The sequence below is a fragment of the Caloramator mitchellensis genome, from assembly GCF_001440545.1.
In the GTDB taxonomy this organism is placed as follows: Bacteria; Bacillota; Clostridia; order Clostridiales; family Caloramatoraceae; genus Caloramator; species Caloramator mitchellensis.
On record NZ_LKHP01000001.1, the window covers coordinates 277,569 to 298,561 of the forward strand.

Genomic DNA, 20,993 nt, shown 5'->3' on the forward strand with positions numbered 1-20,993 from the left:
GGTGATTATTATAATCAGGCAAAAAGTTTTACAGAGCAATGTTGTTGCAATAACCAAAAACTCAGATGAAAAAACTGCTCTTAGAGATGCACTAAACTTACTTCCTTTTAAGGGCGTTATTAAAAGCGACTTTATCGTTACAATAACTGCTAACCTTGTAAACCTTAATCCACCGGAAAAGGGAGTGGTGGTTGGCCAAGAAACGCTTAGGGAACTTATAAGAATTATAAAAGAAGAAAATCCAAAAAGAATTGTGTTAGCAGCCGGTTCAGGGGGGGCTAATACAAACGAAGTTCTAAATAAATTCGGATTTTCAGAAGTAATAAATTCTGAAGGCATTGAATTTGTAGATTTGAACATAGGAGAATTTAAAGACTTATATCTTGGGCATGACATTATTAGCACAACAAAAGTAAACAAATTATTATTTGAGACAAACTTTTTAATATCCTTTACACAGCTTAAACTTCACGAAGAAGCAACTATGTCCGCATCTATTAAAAATATTGCACTAAGCTGGCCACCAGCTTCTGTCCATGGGTATCCTAAGAAAAACTTAGGAATACACGAAGATTTGCATGGTTTTATTTATTCATTTGCAAAGAATGTGCCCATTGACCTTTCAATTGTGAGTCTGAATCCTGCTATGATAGGAACTGGACCTTCAAAGGGTAAAGCTGTTCACAGCGAGTTTTTAATGGCGGGATTTGATGCTGTATCAGTAGACACGATTGCTGCAAGGTTGTTAGGATTTAGACCTCAGGCAATTAATTATCTTTTTAGATTGATAAAAGATAATATTGGAGTTGGAAACATTGAAGACATAGACATCAAAGGAATAAAGCTTATAGACGCAGAAAAACAATTTTCAAGCATAGCCTATGGTCACGAATTTGCAATCGATGAGTGAAGATGCTATTTTGTAATTTCACGGTTATTAGCTCTTCACTAAGTTATTTTTTTTACAAAGTATAACCGCGTGAGACTTTCACAAAAAGTCCACGCGGCTTTGGAATAATTATCTAACTAATCTGCAAATTGTTTAAGCAGTTTTTGTTTTGTTTTCCATAGCTTTAGAGAAAGGTCAACGTAGTATTTGTGTGGATTTTCGAATCTTAACACTTCATCCCATAATGTTTTTAGTTCTTCTTGACAATAGCTTTTTATTTCTCCTACGCTTGGGTAGTTATATGTGGCACTTCCATTTTCAATTACCTTTATTAGAAGCTTCCTTGCCCTGAAGTTCTCTATGGTTTTTGTTTTCCATGTAAAAATAGGGTCAAATAATTTTAATGGTTTTGACTCATCTATCTCTTCGTTTGCAAATGTTATTAAATCAGCAATTGCTTTATTGGTCTTATTATCGTATAGTCTATAAATTTGCTTAAATCCAGGATTAGTTATCTTTTCTGGATTCTCACTTATTTTAATTTTGGGGATTATTTTATTTTCTTCTTCAATTGCAACTAATTTATAAACACCTCCGAAAACTGGTTCGGATTTTGCAGTAATAAGCCTTTCCCCAACACCAAAGCTGTCAATTTTGGCACCCTGCTGAAGAACATCTCTAATTATAAATTCATCAAGTGAGTTTGATGCAACTATATTGCAATCTGTAAAACCAGCCTCATCAAGCATTTCACGTGCCTTCTGAGATAAATATTTGATATCTCCGCTGTCTATCCTTATACCCTTAGGTCTATAACCCTTAGGTAGCAATTCCTCTTTAAATACTTTAATAGCATTTGGAACGCCAGATTTTAATACATTGTATGTGTCTACGAGAAGTAGACAATTATCCGGATAAGTTCTAGCCCAAGCCCTAAATGCTTCCAATTCATTATCGAACATTTGAATCCAGCTATGAGCCATTGTTCCAACTGCAGGTATTCCAAACATCTTTTCTGCGATAGTATTAGCTGTAGCAGCACAACCTCCGATATACGCTGCTCTTGCACCTAATATGGCTCCGTCATAACCTTGAGCTCTTCTCGAACCAAACTCAAAAACCGGCTTACCCTGAGCTGCCCTTACAATTCTATTAGCCTTTGTTGCAATAAGGCTCTGGTGATTTATGGTTAATAAAACCATAGTTTCGATAAACTGTGCTTGAATAATAGGACCTCTTACAACAAGCAGTGGCTCATATGGGAAGACAGGAGTTCCCTCCGGTATTGCCCAAACATCGCATGTGAATTTAAAGTTTTTTAAATACATTAGGAATTCTTCATCAAATATTTTTTTGTTTCTCAAAAAATCTATATCTTCATCAGTAAATTTTAATCCTTTTATATATTCTATAAGCTGCTCTAAACCAGCTACGATGCTGAATCCTCCTCCATCAGGAACATTTCTGAAAAACATATCGAAATAAGCTATTTTATCTCCTATACCATTTTTCAAGTATCCATTTGCCATTGTCAATTCATAAAAATCAACAAGTAAAGTCAGGTTTCTATCGTCCTTCCAGTTAAACATGGTTAAACTCCTTTCAAAATAGCAAAATAACATATATAATAATCATTATAAATCTTTTAGTATTATATCATAACAAAATTATTTTTAACAGAAAATAATAAAAGAAAGGAGAATAATATGACATCTATTAAGGATGCAAGAAGAAGGCTACCTCAGGAATTAATCGACAGTTTATATGATACATTTACAGAACCTATTGTTGATAAGATATTATACGGATATTGTGATGAAAAATATACTACATTAAGGGTAAACACGTTAAAATACGACATACATAGTCTCATGAATTATTTTAAACAAATCAATATTAAATTTGAAAGAGTTAGTTGGTATAATGACGCTTTGATTTTGAAAAATGCAAAGGAGAAGGACATTCAAAAGCTTGATATATATAAAAATGGATATATATATCTTCAAAATCTTTCAAGCATGATACCACCAATTGTATTGGAGCCTAAAGAAGGAGAAAAGGTTCTTGATGTGGCGGCTGCACCTGGCAGCAAAACTACTCAGATAGCTTCAATGATGAAAAATACAGGATATATCCTTGCAAACGAAGTAGACCACATTAGAGCTGAAAGACTTAGGCATAATATACAGTTGCAGGGTGCTAACATAATAGAAGTAAGAGAAAGTAGGGGGGAGATACTCGGCGACGAAATAAAGGACTATTTTGACAAGGTTTTGCTTGACGTTCCCTGCAGTGGAGAAGGAATAATAACAATCGACAATCCAAAATCCATCAGGGGTTGGAGTTTAAAGGAAGTTGAAAAATTATCAAAGCTTCAGAAAAAATTGTTTGAAAGTGCATATAAAGCACTAAAGCCTAATGGAATAATGGTTTATTCCACCTGCACACTAAATAAAAAAGAAAATGAATTAGTTATTGATTGGGCGATAAACAATTTTAAAATAAAAATACTGGATTTAAATTTAAAATCAAATAGCTTTATTAACGCTTTTTCGGATGGATTACATAAAGATATTAAAAAAGCAATAAGAGTTTTACCTTCGAAGGAGTATGAAGGATTTTTTGTTTGCAAAATACAAAAATTAGCCCCTTGAATCTCAAGGGGCTAATTAATTATATTCTAAACTTTTTTATCTGTTCAGTTAAACTATTTGCAATTTCTTCAAGCCTAATTGCAGAATCATTTAGAGTTCTAATTGTATTGTTTTGATTTGCAATTGAAGTTGAAATATCTTCTGTATTCTTTACAGCTTCTTCTACGGAATGGTTGATTGTTGTTATAACTGCGGACATTTCTTCTGCTGAAGCTGACTGTTCCTGAGCTGCTGCTGCAACTTCTTCAATATGCTTGTCTAGATTCTTTATAGAATTAAGGATAGAGTTAAGTGAATCCTTTATCTTATACGCATTTTGTGTTCCAACGTCAACAAGCTGTATTTCCTTTTCAGTAGTATTAACTGCCGCTATAATCTTTCCTTGAATGTTTTGAATCAAGCTTTCAATATTTTTTGCAGCAATGCTGCTTTCTTCTGCTAATTTTCTAACCTCATCTGCAACAACCGCAAAACCTCTTCCTGCTTCTCCAGCCCTTGCTGCTTCAATTGCCGCATTTAATGCAAGCAAGTTCGTTTGTGAAGAAATTGAAGTTATTGTCTTTACTATTGTGTCTATTTCCTTTGAAGCATCCAATAGTTCGTTTACTACATTGTTAACTTCAGCTGCAGAGTATTTAATTTCCTCTATTGATGAAGCAGCAACATTGACTGATTCGCCGCCTGCCACAGCAACATTAACTGCATCTTCGCTGAACTCCTTAACCCTTGAAGCTGAATCTGCAACAATCTGTGCGTTAGAAGCCATTTCCTCTATACCAGCGTTTGCTTCTTCTAAACTTGCTGCATTGTTTTGAGTGTTATCTGAAATCGATTGGGTCGCTTCTGTTATTTTTTCGATTGCATTAACAGTATCTATTGAAATACCTTTTATATTTTTAGCAGAATGCAAAAGTTCTTCTGTATATTCGATAATATTCTTAATCATCGACCTTTGACCTTCAATCATGTTCTTAAAGCTTTGTTGAATTTGTCCTATTTCGTCTTTTTCTGTAATATTTATGTCTACGCCAAAATCTCCTTCTTCAGCTCTTTTCATAAGCTTTGTAATTGCAAGCAGTGGTTTTGTAATTCTATTTGAAATGTAGAATCCGATTAACGCAGTGACTAAGGCAACAAATATCATATAAATAATCGAAATTTTTAAGTTTCTATTAAATGCAGCCTGATATTCTGATTGAGGAATAGTAGCCATAGCAATCCATCCAGAAAGCTTAGAAGGGGTATAACCCATTATTTTATCTTCGTTATTAAGCGTATATTTTTTACTACCGTTTTTCTCGGCAACTACTTGCTTTCCAAAATCATATTTTTCTGCAATGTTTACTAAAAGCATTTCTTTATTTGGATGAGCAATAATTGTTCCATTTGCTAGAGATAGTGCTGCATAGCCCTTCTCACCGACTTTTGTTTGTGTAATTTTATCAACAAGCGTCGTTAATTTTATGTCTCCACCAATTACCGCTTCTTTGCCATTGCTTAACTTAACTTGTTTTACAACTGTTACCACCCATGTTCCATCTGTTGCATCCTGATATGGGTCTGTAACTATTATTTTACCAGGTGAAGCAACTGCTGCTTGATACCATGGCCTTAAGGTAGGATTGTAATCTTTAGGAAGTTGGACCTTGGGGTAAATAAACATTTGGCCATCTGAAGTTCCAAGATACATATACATTAAGTTAGAATCACTATCAACCAAAGTTCCCATGTTATTGTATAGAACATCAACATTTAAGTTTAAAACATCCGTTTTTTTAGAAACTGAGTCTATTTCATCAAATATTTTCTGCATAAAAGAATCAACATATGCAGCTTTTTCATCAGCTGTTTGTTTAGTTAATTGATAAACTTTCTCTTCAACCAATTTGTTGCTCTGAAATAGATTCATGCTCGATAGTAAAACTGCAGGAATAACAGAAATTAAAATCATAATTATAGTCAGTTTTACTTTTAAACTTTTGTTCATAAAAACACCCCTCAGTAATTTTTTGGCAAATTATTAATAATATTATATTTAAAATATCGACTAAATACAACAAATATTTACAATTATTTATTTTAAATTTTCATAACAAATTATTTTTTCTAGTTCTTCTTCAAATATAGTTTCTTTTTCTATTAAAACCAAAGCTATTTTTTCAAGAAGATTAAAATTGTTCTGTAAAATATTTACCACTTCGCTATATGCATTATTTATTATTTCCCTACAATGTTTGATAATAGTAGTAGATTCGATAAGGTTATGGCTTTCCATAAGTGTATAACTTAATAAGCCAATTTCTTCAATCATACCAAATTCTTTAGCCATACTAATAAGAGTATTGGTTGCATGCTGCAAATCACTATAGGCACCTGTGGTTATATTATCTTTACCAAATATAATCTCTTCTGCCGCACGGCCACCAAGTGCAATTTTTATATTGTTCAATAAATCCTTTTTAGTCTTAAACATTTTATCTTGGGGAATATTTAGTGTATATCCTCCAGCTCCTTTAGTGCTTGGTATAATTGTAATTTTCTTTACGCTGTTTTCTGGAGCGATGATTTTACTTATTAGAGCATGTCCTGCCTCATGAAATGCCGTTATTTTCTTATCCAGCTCTGATATATGACTTCTTTCTTTTTTTTCAAATCCGGCTACAACAATATTAAAAGCCTTGTCTATATGCTCAAATGTTATAAAATCAGCATTATCCTTTGCAGCAAGTATAGCAGCTTCATTCATCAAATTTTCCAGTTTAGCACCTGAAAAATAAGGAGTCATCTGTGCAACTTTAAAAAGGTCAACATCTTTAGCAACTGGTCTTTTGTGTGAATAAAGCTTAAGTATTTCATATCTTGCCTTAACATCGGGCAAGTTTATTTCAATATGCCTGTCGAACCTACCTGGTCTTAAAAGCGCTTCATCTAATACATCAAGTCTATTTGTTGCTGCAATAACAATAATTCCCTGAGAATCCTTGAAACCTGACATCTCTGATAGCAATGCATTAAGAGTCTGGTCCCTCTCGTCTGAAGCACCGTCGGCTCTTCCGCTTCTTTTTTTTCCGATTGCGTCAATCTCGTCGATAAAAATAACTGCTTTTCCTTTATCCCTTGCTTTTTTGAATAAATCTCTGATTCTTGCCGCACCGACACCGACATAGACCTGAACAAAGTCGGAACCATTAACAGCAAAGAATGGAACCTTTGCTTCGCTGGCAAGAGCCTTTGCCATCAATGTTTTTCCTGTTCCCGGCGGTCCGTAAAGAATAACACCACGTGGCAGCCTTACATTGAATCTTGAATATTTCTCTGGATTTTGTATAAAGTCAACAAGTTCACTAATGCTCTCTTTAGCTTCTTCATTACCTGCAATATTTTGAAATGTGACTGAAGTAGCGTTTTCTGAATCATAATGGACGCTCACTAAAGACGCGCTGGAGGATTTAACCTTCTTTTGCGCAATCATTATAATGAAAATTGCTATTATTGAAAAAGAAACAATTCCAGCTATAGTATTTGCAATAGGAACAGAAGAGTTTTCCTCAACGGATACCCCCTTTAAAAGCATTTTTTCTTTAAAATCAAAAGTCCTAGGATTTTCAGTTAAGAATGTTCTGTTATCTTTTGTAATGAATTTAATAAACTCATCTTCGCTGTAATAAATAGTAGAAACTTCATTATTTTGGACTTTGTTTAAAAACTCAGTATAACTTATTTTAACCGCCTTAGAATTGTTCATATTGTAAATAACAAAACTAACAGTTAAAATTGTTAGTATTGATAGAAAAATGATTAATTTTTTATAATTTAAAATTTTGTTCATCTGACCACCTCTTACTCTAGTTTACATAATATTATATCGTTTAATTTTGATTTAAGTTAAATAAAAATCATATATTTTACCATGTTATTTAATGGAAGGAGGCCTAAATAATGAAAAAAGAAGTCATAATATATACGGATGGAGGCTGCAGGGGGAACGGTAACGAGGAGGCCGTTGGAGGTTATGGGGCAGTTTTGATATATAAAGATACTATAAGGACAATTAAGAAAGGATTTAATAAAACAACAAATAATATAATGGAGCTGACAGCAGCAATTGACGCATTATCATTATTAAAAGAACCATGCAAAGTAAAACTATACAGCGATTCGGCATATCTTGTTAATGCATTTAACAATAAATGGGTGCAAAAATGGCAGATAAATGGCTGGAAAACTGCAAATAAAGAGCCAGTTAAAAATAAGGAACTCTGGGAAAAGTTAATTGAATTGAGCAAAATTCATGATATTGAGTTTATAAAGGTTAAGGGACATGCAGACGATGAATTGAACAATTTGTGTGACAAACTTGCAAATGAAGCCATGGATGAAGCGAAAAAAGTTTGATTAATGCAATATAAATTTTATTTTTGTTTTTATGTTGCAATTTTTGATGCAATTTAGTAAAATAGTATTAGAAATGTATTTTCAGTGTAAAATAGGGGGAATAATTATGTCTATTAAAGATTTTTTACAAAACGTCGGCATTTCTAATACTAGGGAGATACATCATAATTTATCAGCAGCAAGATTAGTTGAACATGCATTAAAGAGAGGAGAAGGACAACTAACCTCAACAGGGGCTTTGAACATTAAAACAGGAAAATATACAGGCCGTTCTCCACAGGACAGATTTATTGTTGATTATCCTGAAATACATAAGAGCATAAATTGGGGAAAAGTAAATAGGCCAATAGACCCAGAAGTGTTTGAAAGAATTTATGCAAGGCTGACTGCATATTTGCAGAATAAGGATTTATATGTATTTGATGGATTTGTTGGAGCGGATAGAAGATATACCCATTCAATAAGATTTATTAATGAACTTCCTGCACACAATTTATTTGTAAGACAATTATTTATAAGGCCAACTGAAGAGGAACTAAATAAATTTATTCCACAATTTACTGTTATTAGTGCACCTTATTTTAATGCAGTCCCAGAGATAGACAATACAAACTCAGAAGTTTTTATAATACTTGATTTTGTTAAAAGAATAGTTATCATCGGCGGAACACACTACTGCGGAGAAATGAAAAAATCAATTTTTACAGCAATGAACTATTTATTGCCTCAGTTAAATGTTCTACCTATGCACTGCTCTGCTAATGTAGGAAAAGATGGAGATGTAGCTCTATTCTTCGGATTATCTGGAACAGGAAAAACAACTCTTTCTGCAGATCCTAACAGGATGCTCATAGGTGATGACGAACACGGATGGTCAGAGGATGGAGTCTTTAATTTTGAAGGTGGATGCTATGCAAAGTGTATAAACTTATCCAGAGAAAAAGAACCGCAGATATACGACGCGATAAAATTTGGAACTGTCCTTGAAAATGTGGTTTTAGATGATAAAGGCAATCCAAACTATGATGATGATTCGTTAACTGAAAATACAAGAGCTGCCTATCCAATAGATTATATACCAAATGCAGTATTAAAAGGAGTTGGAGGACATCCAAAGACTATACTATTCTTAACGGCTGATGCATTTGGAGTGCTACCACCTATTTCAAAGCTTACAAAAGAACAAGCTATGTTCCACTTTATATCAGGGTATACAAGCAAGCTTGCTGGAACAGAAAGGGGAATCACTGAACCACAAGCAACATTTTCAAGTTGTTTTGGAGAACCGTTTATGCCTATGAACCCGGTTTTATACGCAAAAATGCTTGGAGAAAAGATTACTAAACATAACGTAAATGTTTACCTTGTAAACACAGGATGGTCTGGTGGACCATATGGAATTGGAAAGAGAATGAATTTAAAACACACAAGAGCAATGGTTACAGCAGCAATAAGTGGTGATTTAGAAAATGTAAAATATATTGAACATCCAATATTCAAAGTATTAATCCCGATGGAATGTCCTAATGTTCCAACGGATGTATTAAATCCTATTAACACGTGGAGCAATAAGGAAGATTACAATAGATACGCAAAGGAACTTGCAAATAAATTCTACGAAAATATTAAGAAATTCAGTGGAATATCCGACGATATTCTTGAAGCAGCCCCAGATTTAATCTAATATTATTATAAAAAATCCTATTAGCAATACTAAGTATGAAACATAATATTCATTTTAGGATTAACCCCATGAATGTCCATTAAACATTCGTGGGGTTACACATTTTACAACTAAATAAATCTATTAAATATTTAGTCATATCATATATATTGAAAAAATTAATTGATGAAATTAAAATATAATAGAGAACCTTTGAGGGGTGTTGATATGAGAATAAGAAATATAGACAACAAAAAAGTTGAAATTCCACAGCTCAATAAAGAAGTAGATATCAAAGTTCAGGATTTTTCAACTGCTCTTGACCTTGCAAATAAAGAGCAAACGGAGGGCAAGCTCCAGCAGATGCTCAAGGAAATAGATATTTTAGGCAAGAGATTAATATCTACTCATGGGCTTGAGGATGCAAAGAGATACAAGCAAAAAATACAAGAATATTTATCTTTTGTGGTAAAGAATGCGTATATATTAAAAAGAGAGCCCGGACCCTTCAATTATGGAATACATACAAAGATAGAGATAGTTAATAAAAAAGTTGACGAGTTGACAAAGGAATTATTAGAAAAACAAAAGGATACTATAAACCTAGCAGATAGGATAGAAGAAATAAAGGGATTGCTGGTGGATGTATACAAATAATGAAATTAATAAATGTTTACTTTTTTAAATTTATGTCCTATAATAATATTACAGACCTGAGATGTTTGCGAAGCTTGTTTATTTCAACCGACATACTAATTAAGGGAGCTGGCGTCAAATAGTGGATGTTAAGTCTGTTTAGCAGAAAAACTGAAGTTATTTGCAGGCACCCACCTGCTTAATGGCGGGATTTGAAATAGCAAGCAGCGGCATGTTGGGTTATTATTCTATGTTGACAAAATTTTGGATAATTGTTAAAATAATATTGTCGTGGTCCCATGGTCTAGAGGTTAGGACACCGCCCTCTCACGGCGGAAGCAGGGGTTCGATTCCCCTTGGGACTGCCATAAGTGCCGAAAGGCACTTTTTTTATGTATATTTGCACTTTTTATGCAAATAATATCTATTGGAGGTGTAAATATGCAAGAAAATAACAAAGAAAAACGAGATGTAAACATTTTTTCAATCATTGTAAAATTTTTAATTAATGCAGTGATTTTGGTAATAGCAAGTTTTTTGGTTCCAGGATTTAGAGTGGCTGGATTTGGAACAGCAATTTTAGCTGCAATTGTTATATCAGCTCTAGATTATTTAATAGGATTAGTATTTAAACTAGATGCTTCACCATTTGGAAGAGGCATAGTTGGATTTTTAATTGCTGCTATAATAATTTACATTACTCAATTTATTATAGCAGGAGTTGCTGTAACACCGATGGGAGCAATTTTAGCTGCTCTTGTGATTGGTATTATTGATGCAATAGTCCCAACGAATGTATTTTCTCAGGTTTCATGAAGCTATAATAGCACCTTGAGTTTACTCAAGGTGCTATTTGCTATTCAATATAAAAATTAATATATATTATTTCCATATATGAGATAAATGTGATATAATAATTTTGAAATATATATTTGGAGGAGTAGGTATGGAAAATTTTGATATTGCAATGGGGATTGTAAGGGTCACAGAAGCTGCTACGTTATCCTGCTCTAGATTGCTTGGAAAAGGGAACATGGATCAGGTAGATGGCGCAGCTGTCGAAGGTGTTCGTTTTGCATTTGAATTGCTGCCAATCAAAGGAAGAGTAGTAATAGGAGAATGTGCCATAAACAAATCTCCAATTATGTATATAGGAGAAAAAGTTGGACAATGGGGAGATGGTCAAAAGGAGTATGATATTGCCATAGACCCACTGGATGGTAGCATATTAGTTGCTAAAGGTAGACCTAATGCTATTTCGGCAATTGCGGTTGCAGAAAAAGGTAATATTTTTAGAGCACCGCAAATATATATGAATAAGATAGCCGTTGGTCCAAAGGCTAAGGGAGCGATTGATATAAATGCTGATCTCTATACTAACGTCAAGAATGTGGCAGAGGCCTTAAATAAAGATATAGAAGACATTACTATTATGATACAAGATAGAAAGCGCCATGAAGAACTTATTAAAGAAGCCAGAAAGATTGGTGTTAGAGTGAAAGTATTTGGCGAAGGGGACATTGCTGCTGCACTTGCTCCTGCTTTTGAGGATACTGGAATTGACATGCTAGTTGGTATTGGCGGTGCACCAGAAGGAGTTCTTGCAGCCGCAGCGCTTAAATGTCTTGGTGGTGAAATACAAGGGAAATTACTTCCAAATGATGAAGAGCAAATAGCTATGTGTTTGAGAGCCGGAGTTGAGGATATCAATAAAACATTAACAGCAGATGACTTAATTCATGGAGACGATGTTTATTTTGCAGCCACGGCGATTACGGACAGCGATGTATTAAAGGGTGTTACTTATAAAGGAGACGTTGCATATACACATTCAGTTGTTATGAGATATAAAACCGGAATTATTAGGTTTGTTGACGCAACACATAAATTAAAGAAGAGTATGATTCATATAAATAATAACTTTTCTATTTGATTTTATTTTAACAATATAATATAATTTAATTAATCCGCAAGTTTGGAATTTCCGAATTTGTGGATAAGCATAATCCGATTGCAAGGAGGTGTCCAAGCAAAAGGTAGAAGGTAGAAATATGCCTTTCAGCTTTTGCTGAAAGGCTTTTTTAGTGACATTCACTTGATTTCTTGACTTCTTGAATTGTTTGTCAATTTGAACATGCAAAATGTTGGAGGTTCATATGGATAAAAGAATTGGAGTAGTTGGAATTGTTATTGAAAATCTTGAAAATTCACACAAAGTTAATTTAATACTTCATGATTTTGCAGAAATAATTGTTGGACGTATGGGTATTCCTTATAGGGATAGGGGAATTTTTATTATTTCATTAATTGTCGATGGAACTAACGATGAAATAAGCGCCATGACAGGAAAACTTGGGAAAATCGAAGGAGTAAATGTTAAGACTGCCCTTTCAAAATTTTAAATGAGGTGAATTTATGAAAAGTATTAAAGCAGAAGATTTTATTATTCATGATGAGATTTTGAACTCAATTGAATTCGGTAAGAAGATGGTCAACGATATAGAGTATGTTAAAAGCCTCTTGGAAAAGGCTAAAGAATGCAAGGGACTTACTCATAGAGAAGCTGCAGTTCTTCTTTCAATAGAAGATGAAGACATACTTCACGAGATGTTTACAGTGGCAAGACAGATAAAAGAAAAAATTTATGGGAAAAGAATTGTATTATTTGCACCGCTTTATGTAAGTAATTATTGTGTGAATAACTGCTACTATTGTGGATATAAACATAGCAACGATTCATTTACAAGAAGGAAACTTACAATGGATGAGTTAGCAGAAGAAGTTAAGATTTTAGAAAGTCTTGGACACAAGAGACTTGCTTTGGAGGCTGGAGAAGATCCTGTTAATTGTTCTATTGATTATATATTGGATTGTATGAAAACAATATATTCAATTAAGTTTGATAATGGCAGTATTAGAAGAATAAATGTTAATATTGCTGCTACTACTGTAGAAAATTATAAAAAGCTTAAGGAAGCAGGAATTGGAACATATATTTTATTCCAGGAAACATATCATAAGCCAACATATGAAAAAATGCATCCACAGGGACCAAAACATGACTATGACTACCATACAACAGCGATGGATAGGGCTATGCAGGCTGGCATTGATGATGTTGGAATTGGAGTTTTATACGGACTTTATGATTATAAATACGACACGATTGCTATGCTAATGCATGGTGAACACCTTGAAGAAACATTCGGAGTTGGACCACACACTATTTCTGTTCCAAGACTAAGGGCGGCAGAGGGAGTAACTCTTCAAAACTTCCCATATTTAGTGAATGACCATGATTTTAAAAAGGTTGTAGCTATTCTTAGACTTTCAGTTCCATATACAGGAATGATTCTTTCAACTAGAGAAGAGCCAAAATACAGAGATGAAGTTCTTGGACTTGGTATTTCACAAATAAGCGCTGGCTCATGTACCGGAGTTGGAGGATATGTTGAGGAATATAAGCTGCATGTTCATAGAGATGATGAAAAACCACAATTTGAAGTTGGAGACCATCGCTCACCATTAGAAATTATTAAAAGCCTATGCTCAGGGGGATACATTCCAAGCTACTGCACAGCTTGCTATAGAGAAGGTAGAACTGGAGAAAGATTCATGAGGCTTGCTAAAAGTGGTCAAATTCATAATGTATGCCAGCCTAATGCAATATTAACTTTTAAAGAATTTATACTTGATTACGGTGATGAAGAAGCAAAGGAAATAGGTGAAAAAGTCATCAAAAATGCTCTTGAAGAAATTCCAAACGAGAGAGCAAAAGAGGCGACCATAGAAAGGCTAAACAGAATTGAAAACGGTGAAAGAGATTTGAGATTCTAAGGAGTGGTATAATGCAAGATACACCAAAGGCAAATAGGCTTCATATTGCAATTTTTGGGAAAAGAAATGCCGGTAAATCAAGTTTAATAAATGCAATAACTGGTCAGCAAATTTCACTTGTATCGGATTATGCTGGAACAACTACTGACCCTGTATATAAAGCCATGGAATTATTACCAATTGGACCAGTTGTAATTATAGATACTGCCGGTCTAGACGATGAAGGAGAGCTTGGAGAGCTACGCGTTAAAAAGACAAAAGAGGTTATGGATAAGACCGATTTAGCTATTTTAGTTTTCACTGCAGATGTATCTGATTTTTATTTTGAAACAGGATGGTTTGAAGAATTAAAAAGAAGAAACATTCCTGTGATTGGGGTTGTTAATAAAATTGATGAAAGAGATATTGATTTAGATGTATTTAAAAGCGCTTTCGATATCCCTTTTGTAAAGGTTAGTGCGAGCAAAAAAATAAATATTGGAAAGCTTAAAGAATTAATTCAAATAAATGCTCCAACAGATTATGAGAGAGAAACAATAGTGGGAGATATTATAAAGCCAAAGGATACTGTTTTACTTGTTGCACCACAGGACATACAGGCGCCTAAAGGAAGGCTTATTTTACCGCAGGTTCAGATTATAAGAGATATATTGGACCACGATGCTATGCCATTTACTGTAAAGGATAGCGAGCTTTTAGATGCTTTAAAGGTTTTAAACAAAAAACCTGACCTAGTTATAACAGATTCACAGGTTTTTGCAAAGGTTAATTCTATTGTTCCACAGGATGTACCATTAACCTCGTTCTCTATATTGTTTGCTCGATATAAAGGTGAACTTGAAACTTTTGTTAAGGGAGCTAAACAGATTAATAATTTAAGACCTGGTGATAGAATATTGATTTCGGAAGCTTGTACGCACCATGCATTGCAAGGGGATATAGGAAGAGAAAAATTACCAAACTGGCTTAAGCAAAGAGCAGGAGGAGAACTCGAAATTACAGTTAATGCAGGAGTTGATTTTCCTGAAGACGTAAGTCAATATAAATTGGTAGTTCACTGTGGTTCATGCATGTTCAATAGAAAACAATTGATGACAAGAATTATACGTTGTATCGAACAGGGCGTTCCTATAACAAATTATGGCATAGCTATTGCTGAAATCCATGGAATACTCGATAGGGTTGTAGAAGTTTTTAATTTAAGTATATAAAGCTTTTCTAAAAGTAGTTCAAAGTTTATAAACTTATTTAATTAGCCCCTTGAAATGAGCTAATAACCGTAAATCATTTCATGGGGCTAATTAAACATAAAGTTAAATTATTTTGCCTCGTCGTTCTTACTGTATTTATTTAAATATATCTCTCGCATTTTTTCAACTTCTTCAATTGCTAAAGGTTTTGGCATGCCTATCTGGGTAGCAAAAATATAAATTTGTGCTGACTTTTCAAGTATCTGACAAACGTTAAAGGCTTCCTTTATGCTTCTTCCCATTGAAATAGCACCATGGTTAGCAAGAAGAACCGCATTTTTGTTTTCTAAGACCTCCAATACATTTTCAGCAAGGTCCATTGTTCCTGGAAAGGCGTATTTTGCACAAGGAACTTCACCGCCTATAATCATTGCCATGTCTTCTATAATAGCTGGAATATTTTTTCTTGTAACAGCTATTGCAGAAGCGTATATGCTATGTGTATGTATAATTGATTTTACATCATCGCGATGTTTGTAAATTTCAACGTGAGTGCTCAATTCAGTTGAGGGTATGTGTCTTCCCTCTAAAACATTGCAATTCAAGTCACATATAACAATGTCTTCAGGAGATAATTTTTCATAAGGAATACCGCTTGGGGTAATTAAAACTTTATCTTCATATCTAGCACTTATGTTACCCCAAGTTCCAACTACTAAACCAACACGCTTAATTTCAAGTCCATAAAATATAATGTCGCGTTTTATACTTTCAATATCCATTGTCTCACCTCATAATTTTAATGTTTTCGATGAATGGTGGTTTTATAACGCCCTTATCAGTTATTATAGCAGTTATATTTTCATTAGGAGTCACGTCAAAGGATGGATTAAATACCTTTACATCCTTTGGTGCTATTTCTATATTAAATAATTTTCTAACTTCATCGTGATTTCTTTCTTCAATTGGTATTTCATCTCCGCTCTTTATTTGCAAATCAAAAGTAGAATATGGAGCGGCAATATAAAACGGGACTTTATGTTCCTTTGCAAGAACGGATAATGAATAGGTTCCTATTTTATTTGCAGTATCTCCATTTGCGGCTATTCTGTCTGCTCCGACAATTACTGCGTCTATCAGTCCTAACTTCATAACATAGCCTGCCATGTTATCGGAAATCAGGGTCACATCTATTCCATCCTGCATAAGTTCAAATGCTGTTAATCGAGCACCCTGTAATAGTGGTCTTGTTTCGTCGGCGAAAACCTTAATGTCCTTTCCCATTTCCTTAGCCGACCTTATAACCCCAAGTGCTGTTCCCCATCCAGCGGTAGCAAGAGCACCTGCATTACAATGGGTTAGAACAGAGCACTTTTCAGGGAGTAAACTAGCTCCAAATTCACCAATTTTTTTGTTGAGCATTAAATCTTCATCTAAAATTTCAATAGCCTTTTTTTCTAATGAAGCTATTATCTCGTCTTTATTTAAATTTAAACAATCAAACAATGTGTCTTTCATCTTGCTTATAGCCCAAAACAAATTAACAGCCGTTGGTCTTGTTGAAGCAAGGCTTTCAAATACGCTTTGCATTTTCTTTTCAAATTCAATTTTATCTTCATCGATAAATTCTAAAGCACCTAAAACTACTCCAAAGGCAGCTGCTATACCAATAGCAGGAGCTCCTCTTACAACCATGGACTTAATCGCATCTGCTACATCCTTGTAGTTTGAACATTTGACGTATTCAATTGTAACTGGCAGTAATCTTTGGTCTAACAATTCAAGCTTATATTTTGACCAGATTATAGGCTTCATAATAATTCCCCTTTATTTTAAATTTCCCAATTCTTGAGTAGAGTATTTACAATTACATTTTTTTTCTATAGGAATAGTTTCAATGACACGCAAAAACAAACGTTTTATATTATCAGCCATATTAACCATATTGTCTGTTACTTCTTTATGCGTTAATGCACTTTCAGAAATACCAGCAGCATAATTTGTTACCATGGCAACTGTTGCATAGCACAAATTTGCTTCCCTGGCAAGGATAACCTCTGGAACATTAGTCATTCCGACAACATCAGCTCCTAACATTTTATACATTTTGATTTCTGCAGGAGTTTCAAATCTCGGACCTTCTGTGCAAACATACGTTCCTTTATCAAAATGAATAATATTTAAATCTTGACAAACTTTTAAAATATGCTCGCGTGTATCAATGCAGTAAGGATTAGTCATATCAACATGAACGACTCCACTATCTCCTTCAAAAAAAGTCAATGGCCTTTGTTTTGTAAAATCAATGAATTGGTCTATTATGACGAAGGCTCCGGGCGGATAAATTTTATCTAAGGAACCTACTGCTGCTGTTGATAATACTCTATCGACATTCAACATCTTTAATGCCCATATATTAGCCCTATAATTTATTTTATGTGGCGGTAATTTGTGTCCTTTACCATGTCTTTCTAAAAAGTAAACAATAGATTCTTTGTATGTAGATTCAATAATGTTGACATTTCCATATGGGGTATTAACTTGGATTTCATTCAAATTTTCAAAAATATCAGGTGAATATACACCGGTACCACCTATTATTGCAATTTTTTTCATACATCCAACTCCTTATATCACCTTAACACAATAATTATAATTCTATAAAATTAAAAATACAATACTATTAAAATAATCTGAAATTGGATAAATTAAATATATTTTAATGATTTATCAAATCTTTAATTTACGAAATCACTTTTATCTTTAAATATTACCATTTTTGTAGTATAAATATATTAGAGGTGGTGAATTTGAGGACATTTATTACTTTTGAGTTTGATACTAAATCAAAAGAAAGAATTGCTGAAATTCAAAGGATTATCAAACAGAATTCAAATAAGGGAAGATTTAAATATATAGATAATTTTCATCTAACTATTAAATTTTTAGGAGAAACTAATCATGGAACAATTGATAAAATTTACAAAAAGCTTCTTGAATCATCAGTAAATTTTAGCAAAATACATATACAATTAAACGGAATAGATGCTTTTGGAGTTGGAAAAAATATTAGAACTATATATTTAAAAATAATTGGAGAGATTGAAAAAATAACAAATATTGCTGAGGCTGTTGATGTAATTACACTTGAATTTGGATTCAAACGAGAAAATAAATTTACTCCACATGTTACTATTGCTCAAGATGTCGATTTAAAAGTTAGTTTTGATGAATTAAAGAATAAGTTAAAAGAAATCAAAATATCAGATATTATTTTTGACAAGCTCGTCATCATGAAAAGTGAAGAAATTGACGGTAAAAGAGTTTATACTCCACTAAAAATTATTCATTTAAAATGAGAAAGGATGATATTATGGTTACAAAGGAACAAATAGCAAGGATTAATGAACTTTATAAGAAACAGGTAGCTGGAACCTTAACTGAAGAAGAAAAAAAAGAACAAGCATTCTTAAGAAGGCTTTATGTAGACTCTGTTAAGGAAAATTTAAGAAGTCAGCTCGAAAATATAAAAATAGTCACTCCAGAAGAATACGAACAGCTCAAAAAGGAAGAAAAGTGCAGTTGTGGACATGAACACTGCCATCACAAACATTAAGGTGATAGTATGAAAAAGGAACTTAGGAAAGAAATAATAAATAAAAGGAATTTACTGAGCCAAGAAGAGGTAAGAAAATTAAGCGAAAAGGTTACAGCAAATATTTTTGAATTGATTGATATGAGTAAAATCGAAAGCATTATGTTATATCATCCAATTCAAAATGAAGTATCAACTGAAATCCTTATGAAATACTGTTTTGAAAACAACATAAATGTTATACTTCCTAAAGTTATAAAAGATGTTAGAGAAATTATCCCCTGTAAAATCGAAACAATAAAGAGCTTAAGATTAGGGGAATACAATATAATGGAGCCTTTTGAATATGAAATTGCGGACAAAAAAGAAATCGATGTTATAATTGTTCCAGGAGTTGCATTTTCAAGAAAGGGTTATAGATTAGGCTACGGAGCAGGATATTACGATAAATTTCTTAGTGATTATAAAGGTTTAAAAGTTGGCTTGTGTTATACACTTCAATTAGTAGAAGATGTATTTGAAGAAGAACATGATGTTAAAATGGACTATATTGTATGCGATTCAGAGATAATTGCCATAAAATAATGTAAATGTTAAAATGTAATTAGCAACTCAAAGGGGGTAACAATAATGAGTAAAAACGAATTAGAAAATCTAACCAAAAAATTTGACAGCGTATGGGATAAGTTAACTGCTGAAGACATTAAGGCTGTTATGGAGTTTTCAGAAAACTATAAAGAGTTCATGGATGCTTCTAAAACTGAAAGAGAAGCAGTAAACGAAATAGTAAAAAGGGCAACAGAAAAGGGATACATAAATTTAAATGATGCAATTAAAGAAAATAGGAAATTAAACACTGGAGATAAAATTTATGCAATAAACAAAGAAAAGGCTGTGGCTTTATTTGTAATAGGGAAAGATAAAATAGAAAATGGAATGAACATAGTTGGTTCACATATTGACTCTCCAAGAATAGATTTAAAGCCTAACGCTCTTTATGAAGACGAAGGATTTGCACTTCTTGAAACTCACTATTATGGAGGAATAAAAAAATACCAGTGGGTTACAATCCCACTTGCATTACATGGGGTTGTTGTTAAAAAAGGTGGGGAAAAGGTTAATGTAGTAATTGGTGAGGATGAAAACGACCCAGTTTTATATATTACAGACCTATTAATTCACCTTTCAGCAGATCAGATGGAAAAGAAACTAGCAAAAGGCATAGAAGGCGAAGATTTAAATGTTTTAATAGGAAGTCAGCCAATAGAAGATAAGGAAGCTAAGGGCAGAGTAAAGTTAAATATATTGAGACTTTTAAATGAAAAATATGGCATGAATGAAGAAGATTTTATTACTGCTGAATTTGAGATTGTTCCAGCTGGAAAATCAAGGGATGTTGGATTAGATAGAAGCATGGTAATGGCCTATGGACATGACGATAAAGTTTGTGCTTACACTTCATTGGAAGCAATACTTGAAATTAATGAACCTGAAAAGACTTGCGTTGCACTGTTTGTTGATAAAGAAGAAATAGGAAGCAATGGAGCCACAGGAATGCATTCGAAATTCTTCGAAAATGCTCTTGCTGAAATTATGAATCTTAAGGGAGAATACACAGAACTTAACTTAAGAAGGGCACTTGCAAATTCTAAAATGCTCTCATCAGATGTTACGGCTGCATTTGACCCTATTTATCCTTCAGTATTGGAGAAGAAAAATAGTGCGTATATGGGAAAAGGCATTGTAATTACAAAATATACTGGTTCAAGGGGAAAATATTCATGCAACGATGCAAATGCTGAATTTTTGGGAGAAATAAGGGATTTATTCAATGCAAATAACATTACATGGCAAACAGGAGAATTAGGAAAGGTTGACCAGGGAGGCGGTGGAACAATAGCATATATAACTGCAGAATATGGAATGGAAGTTGTTGACTGTGGAGTTGCACTGCTTAGCATGCATGCTCCTTGGGAAATAGCTAGTAAAGTAGATATTTATGAAACCTATAAAGCATACAAGGTATTTTTGCAACATATTAAATAGTTTATGTTAATAATTTATAACCGCGTGGACTTCCTAAGGATGTGCCACGCGGTTATGTGTTTAAAATAATAAAAAAATTAGTATTTTA

20 protein-coding genes, 1 tRNA gene and 1 other RNA gene are annotated in these 20,993 nt (G+C 33.4%); 16 read left to right on the forward strand and 6 right to left on the reverse strand.

Annotation, left to right across the window (positions count from 1 at the left end; all coding sequences use genetic code 11):
- The first annotated feature begins 1 nt into the window (after position 1).
- Positions 2-910 carry a DUF362 domain-containing protein gene (locus ABG79_RS01310; RefSeq protein ID WP_341408286.1) on the forward strand — a complete coding sequence of 303 codons (909 nt, stop codon included), beginning with the start codon at positions 2-4 and terminating at the stop codon, positions 908-910.
- A 116-nt stretch (positions 911-1,026) separates the two neighbouring features.
- On the opposite strand, the gene ABG79_RS01315 is transcribed toward ABG79_RS01310, so the two are convergent.
- Positions 1,027-2,478 carry a nicotinate phosphoribosyltransferase gene (locus ABG79_RS01315; RefSeq protein ID WP_057976315.1) on the reverse strand — a complete coding sequence of 484 codons (1,452 nt, stop codon included), beginning with the start codon at positions 2,476-2,478 and terminating at the stop codon, positions 1,027-1,029.
- Between the two features lie 117 nt (positions 2,479-2,595).
- On the opposite strand from ABG79_RS01315, the gene ABG79_RS01320 reads away from it, so the two are divergent.
- Positions 2,596-3,543, forward strand: coding sequence for an RsmB/NOP family class I SAM-dependent RNA methyltransferase (locus tag ABG79_RS01320; protein WP_057976317.1), 948 nt, complete (start codon positions 2,596-2,598; stop codon positions 3,541-3,543).
- Between the two features lie 19 nt (positions 3,544-3,562).
- On the opposite strand, the gene ABG79_RS01325 is transcribed toward ABG79_RS01320, so the two are convergent.
- Both ABG79_RS01325 and ABG79_RS01330 read right to left on the reverse strand, forming a co-directional pair.
- Positions 3,563-5,530: a methyl-accepting chemotaxis protein gene (locus ABG79_RS01325; RefSeq protein ID WP_057976319.1), complete on the reverse strand. Its 1,968-nt coding sequence runs from the start codon at positions 5,528-5,530 to the stop codon at positions 3,563-3,565.
- Positions 5,531-5,617: 87 nt separating this feature from the next.
- Entirely contained in the window at positions 5,618-7,372 is a 1,755-nt protein-coding gene (locus ABG79_RS01330; protein ID WP_057976322.1) for an ATP-dependent metallopeptidase FtsH/Yme1/Tma family protein, read from the reverse strand.
- A gap of 110 nt (positions 7,373-7,482) precedes the next feature.
- On the opposite strand from ABG79_RS01330, the gene rnhA reads away from it, so the two are divergent.
- The 10 genes from rnhA (at position 7,483) to hydF (ending at position 15,285) form a co-directional block, all read left to right on the forward strand.
- A complete protein-coding gene (gene rnhA / locus ABG79_RS01335; RefSeq protein ID WP_057976324.1) occupies positions 7,483-7,938 on the forward strand; it encodes a ribonuclease HI in 456 nt (151 codons plus the stop codon).
- 106 nt (positions 7,939-8,044) lie between these two features.
- Positions 8,045-9,622, forward strand: coding sequence for a phosphoenolpyruvate carboxykinase (ATP) (gene pckA, locus ABG79_RS01340; protein ID WP_057976326.1), 1,578 nt, complete (start codon positions 8,045-8,047; stop codon positions 9,620-9,622).
- 207 nt (positions 9,623-9,829) lie between these two features.
- Positions 9,830-10,258, forward strand: coding sequence for a YaaR family protein (locus ABG79_RS01345; protein ID WP_057976329.1), 429 nt, complete (start codon positions 9,830-9,832; stop codon positions 10,256-10,258).
- Between the two features lie 50 nt (positions 10,259-10,308).
- A non-coding RNA gene (gene ssrS / locus ABG79_RS12185) (6S RNA) lies at positions 10,309-10,483 on the forward strand.
- Between the two features lie 47 nt (positions 10,484-10,530).
- Positions 10,531-10,605, forward strand: a tRNA-Glu gene (locus ABG79_RS01350).
- A gap of 73 nt (positions 10,606-10,678) precedes the next feature.
- A complete protein-coding gene (locus ABG79_RS01355) occupies positions 10,679-11,053 on the forward strand; it encodes a phage holin family protein (protein ID WP_057976331.1) in 375 nt (124 codons plus the stop codon).
- 130 nt (positions 11,054-11,183) lie between these two features.
- Positions 11,184-12,170 carry a class II fructose-bisphosphatase gene (glpX, locus tag ABG79_RS01360; protein WP_057976333.1) on the forward strand — a complete coding sequence of 329 codons (987 nt, stop codon included), beginning with the start codon at positions 11,184-11,186 and terminating at the stop codon, positions 12,168-12,170.
- Between the two features lie 223 nt (positions 12,171-12,393).
- Complete coding sequence (locus ABG79_RS01365; RefSeq protein WP_057976335.1) at positions 12,394-12,639, forward strand: TM1266 family iron-only hydrogenase system putative regulator; 246 nt, start codon at positions 12,394-12,396, stop codon at positions 12,637-12,639.
- 13 nt (positions 12,640-12,652) lie between these two features.
- Positions 12,653-14,074 carry a [FeFe] hydrogenase H-cluster radical SAM maturase HydG gene (hydG, locus tag ABG79_RS01370; protein WP_057976338.1) on the forward strand — a complete coding sequence of 474 codons (1,422 nt, stop codon included), beginning with the start codon at positions 12,653-12,655 and terminating at the stop codon, positions 14,072-14,074.
- Positions 14,075-14,085: 11 nt separating this feature from the next.
- Positions 14,086-15,285 carry a [FeFe] hydrogenase H-cluster maturation GTPase HydF gene (gene hydF, locus ABG79_RS01375; protein ID WP_057976340.1) on the forward strand — a complete coding sequence of 400 codons (1,200 nt, stop codon included), beginning with the start codon at positions 14,086-14,088 and terminating at the stop codon, positions 15,283-15,285.
- 107 nt (positions 15,286-15,392) lie between these two features.
- On the opposite strand, the gene ABG79_RS01380 is transcribed toward hydF, so the two are convergent.
- Genes ABG79_RS01380 through mtnP form a run of 3 tightly spaced genes read right to left on the reverse strand, consistent with a single transcriptional unit; the run spans position 15,393 to position 17,880 of the window.
- Positions 15,393-16,046, reverse strand: a complete 654-nt coding sequence (locus ABG79_RS01380) for a class II aldolase/adducin family protein (RefSeq protein ID WP_057976342.1) — start codon at positions 16,044-16,046, stop codon at positions 15,393-15,395.
- 4 nt (positions 16,047-16,050) lie between these two features.
- The gene (mtnA, locus tag ABG79_RS12595) at positions 16,051-17,079 is read right to left on the reverse strand and encodes an S-methyl-5-thioribose-1-phosphate isomerase (RefSeq protein ID WP_057976344.1); all 1,029 of its coding nucleotides are present in this window, start codon (positions 17,077-17,079) and stop codon (positions 16,051-16,053) included.
- A 12-nt stretch (positions 17,080-17,091) separates the two neighbouring features.
- Positions 17,092-17,880 carry an S-methyl-5'-thioadenosine phosphorylase gene (gene mtnP / locus ABG79_RS12600; RefSeq protein WP_057976347.1) on the reverse strand — a complete coding sequence of 263 codons (789 nt, stop codon included), beginning with the start codon at positions 17,878-17,880 and terminating at the stop codon, positions 17,092-17,094.
- 194 nt (positions 17,881-18,074) lie between these two features.
- Between mtnP and thpR the strand changes: the two genes are divergently transcribed.
- From thpR to ABG79_RS01410, 4 genes are read left to right on the forward strand one after another with little or no spacing between them, the layout of a single operon-like run.
- Positions 18,075-18,623 carry an RNA 2',3'-cyclic phosphodiesterase gene (thpR, locus tag ABG79_RS01395; protein WP_057976349.1) on the forward strand — a complete coding sequence of 183 codons (549 nt, stop codon included), beginning with the start codon at positions 18,075-18,077 and terminating at the stop codon, positions 18,621-18,623.
- A gap of 14 nt (positions 18,624-18,637) precedes the next feature.
- A complete protein-coding gene (locus ABG79_RS01400) occupies positions 18,638-18,880 on the forward strand; it encodes a DUF896 domain-containing protein (RefSeq protein ID WP_057976351.1) in 243 nt (80 codons plus the stop codon).
- Between the two features lie 9 nt (positions 18,881-18,889).
- Positions 18,890-19,444, forward strand: coding sequence for a 5-formyltetrahydrofolate cyclo-ligase (locus ABG79_RS01405; RefSeq protein WP_057976353.1), 555 nt, complete (start codon positions 18,890-18,892; stop codon positions 19,442-19,444).
- Positions 19,445-19,489: 45 nt separating this feature from the next.
- On the forward strand, positions 19,490-20,905 hold the full coding sequence (locus ABG79_RS01410; RefSeq protein ID WP_057976355.1) for an aminopeptidase: 1,416 nt from the start codon (positions 19,490-19,492) through the stop codon (positions 20,903-20,905).
- Positions 20,906-20,993: the final 88 nt, after the last annotated feature.

Coding starts and splice junctions, on each gene's coding strand:
- ABG79_RS01315 (WP_057976315.1), bottom strand. CDS start 2,478: ATGTTTAACTGGAAGGACGATAGAAACCTGACTTTACTTGTTGATTTT.
- ABG79_RS01320 (WP_057976317.1), top strand. CDS start 2,596: ATGACATCTATTAAGGATGCAAGAAGAAGGCTACCTCAGGAATTAATC.
- ABG79_RS01325 (WP_057976319.1), bottom strand. CDS start 5,530: ATGAACAAAAGTTTAAAAGTAAAACTGACTATAATTATGATTTTAATT.
- ABG79_RS01330 (WP_057976322.1), bottom strand. CDS start 7,372: ATGAACAAAATTTTAAATTATAAAAAATTAATCATTTTTCTATCAATA.
- rnhA (WP_057976324.1), top strand. CDS start 7,483: ATGAAAAAAGAAGTCATAATATATACGGATGGAGGCTGCAGGGGGAAC.
- pckA (WP_057976326.1), top strand. CDS start 8,045: ATGTCTATTAAAGATTTTTTACAAAACGTCGGCATTTCTAATACTAGG.
- ABG79_RS01345 (WP_057976329.1), top strand. CDS start 9,830: ATGAGAATAAGAAATATAGACAACAAAAAAGTTGAAATTCCACAGCTC.
- ABG79_RS01355 (WP_057976331.1), top strand. CDS start 10,679: ATGCAAGAAAATAACAAAGAAAAACGAGATGTAAACATTTTTTCAATC.
- glpX (WP_057976333.1), top strand. CDS start 11,184: ATGGAAAATTTTGATATTGCAATGGGGATTGTAAGGGTCACAGAAGCT.
- ABG79_RS01365 (WP_057976335.1), top strand. CDS start 12,394: ATGGATAAAAGAATTGGAGTAGTTGGAATTGTTATTGAAAATCTTGAA.
- hydG (WP_057976338.1), top strand. CDS start 12,653: ATGAAAAGTATTAAAGCAGAAGATTTTATTATTCATGATGAGATTTTG.
- hydF (WP_057976340.1), top strand. CDS start 14,086: ATGCAAGATACACCAAAGGCAAATAGGCTTCATATTGCAATTTTTGGG.
- ABG79_RS01380 (WP_057976342.1), bottom strand. CDS start 16,046: ATGGATATTGAAAGTATAAAACGCGACATTATATTTTATGGACTTGAA.
- mtnA (WP_057976344.1), bottom strand. CDS start 17,079: ATGAAGCCTATAATCTGGTCAAAATATAAGCTTGAATTGTTAGACCAA.
- mtnP (WP_057976347.1), bottom strand. CDS start 17,880: ATGAAAAAAATTGCAATAATAGGTGGTACCGGTGTATATTCACCTGAT.
- ABG79_RS01400 (WP_057976351.1), top strand. CDS start 18,638: ATGGTTACAAAGGAACAAATAGCAAGGATTAATGAACTTTATAAGAAA.
- ABG79_RS01405 (WP_057976353.1), top strand. CDS start 18,890: ATGAAAAAGGAACTTAGGAAAGAAATAATAAATAAAAGGAATTTACTG.
- ABG79_RS01410 (WP_057976355.1), top strand. CDS start 19,490: ATGAGTAAAAACGAATTAGAAAATCTAACCAAAAAATTTGACAGCGTA.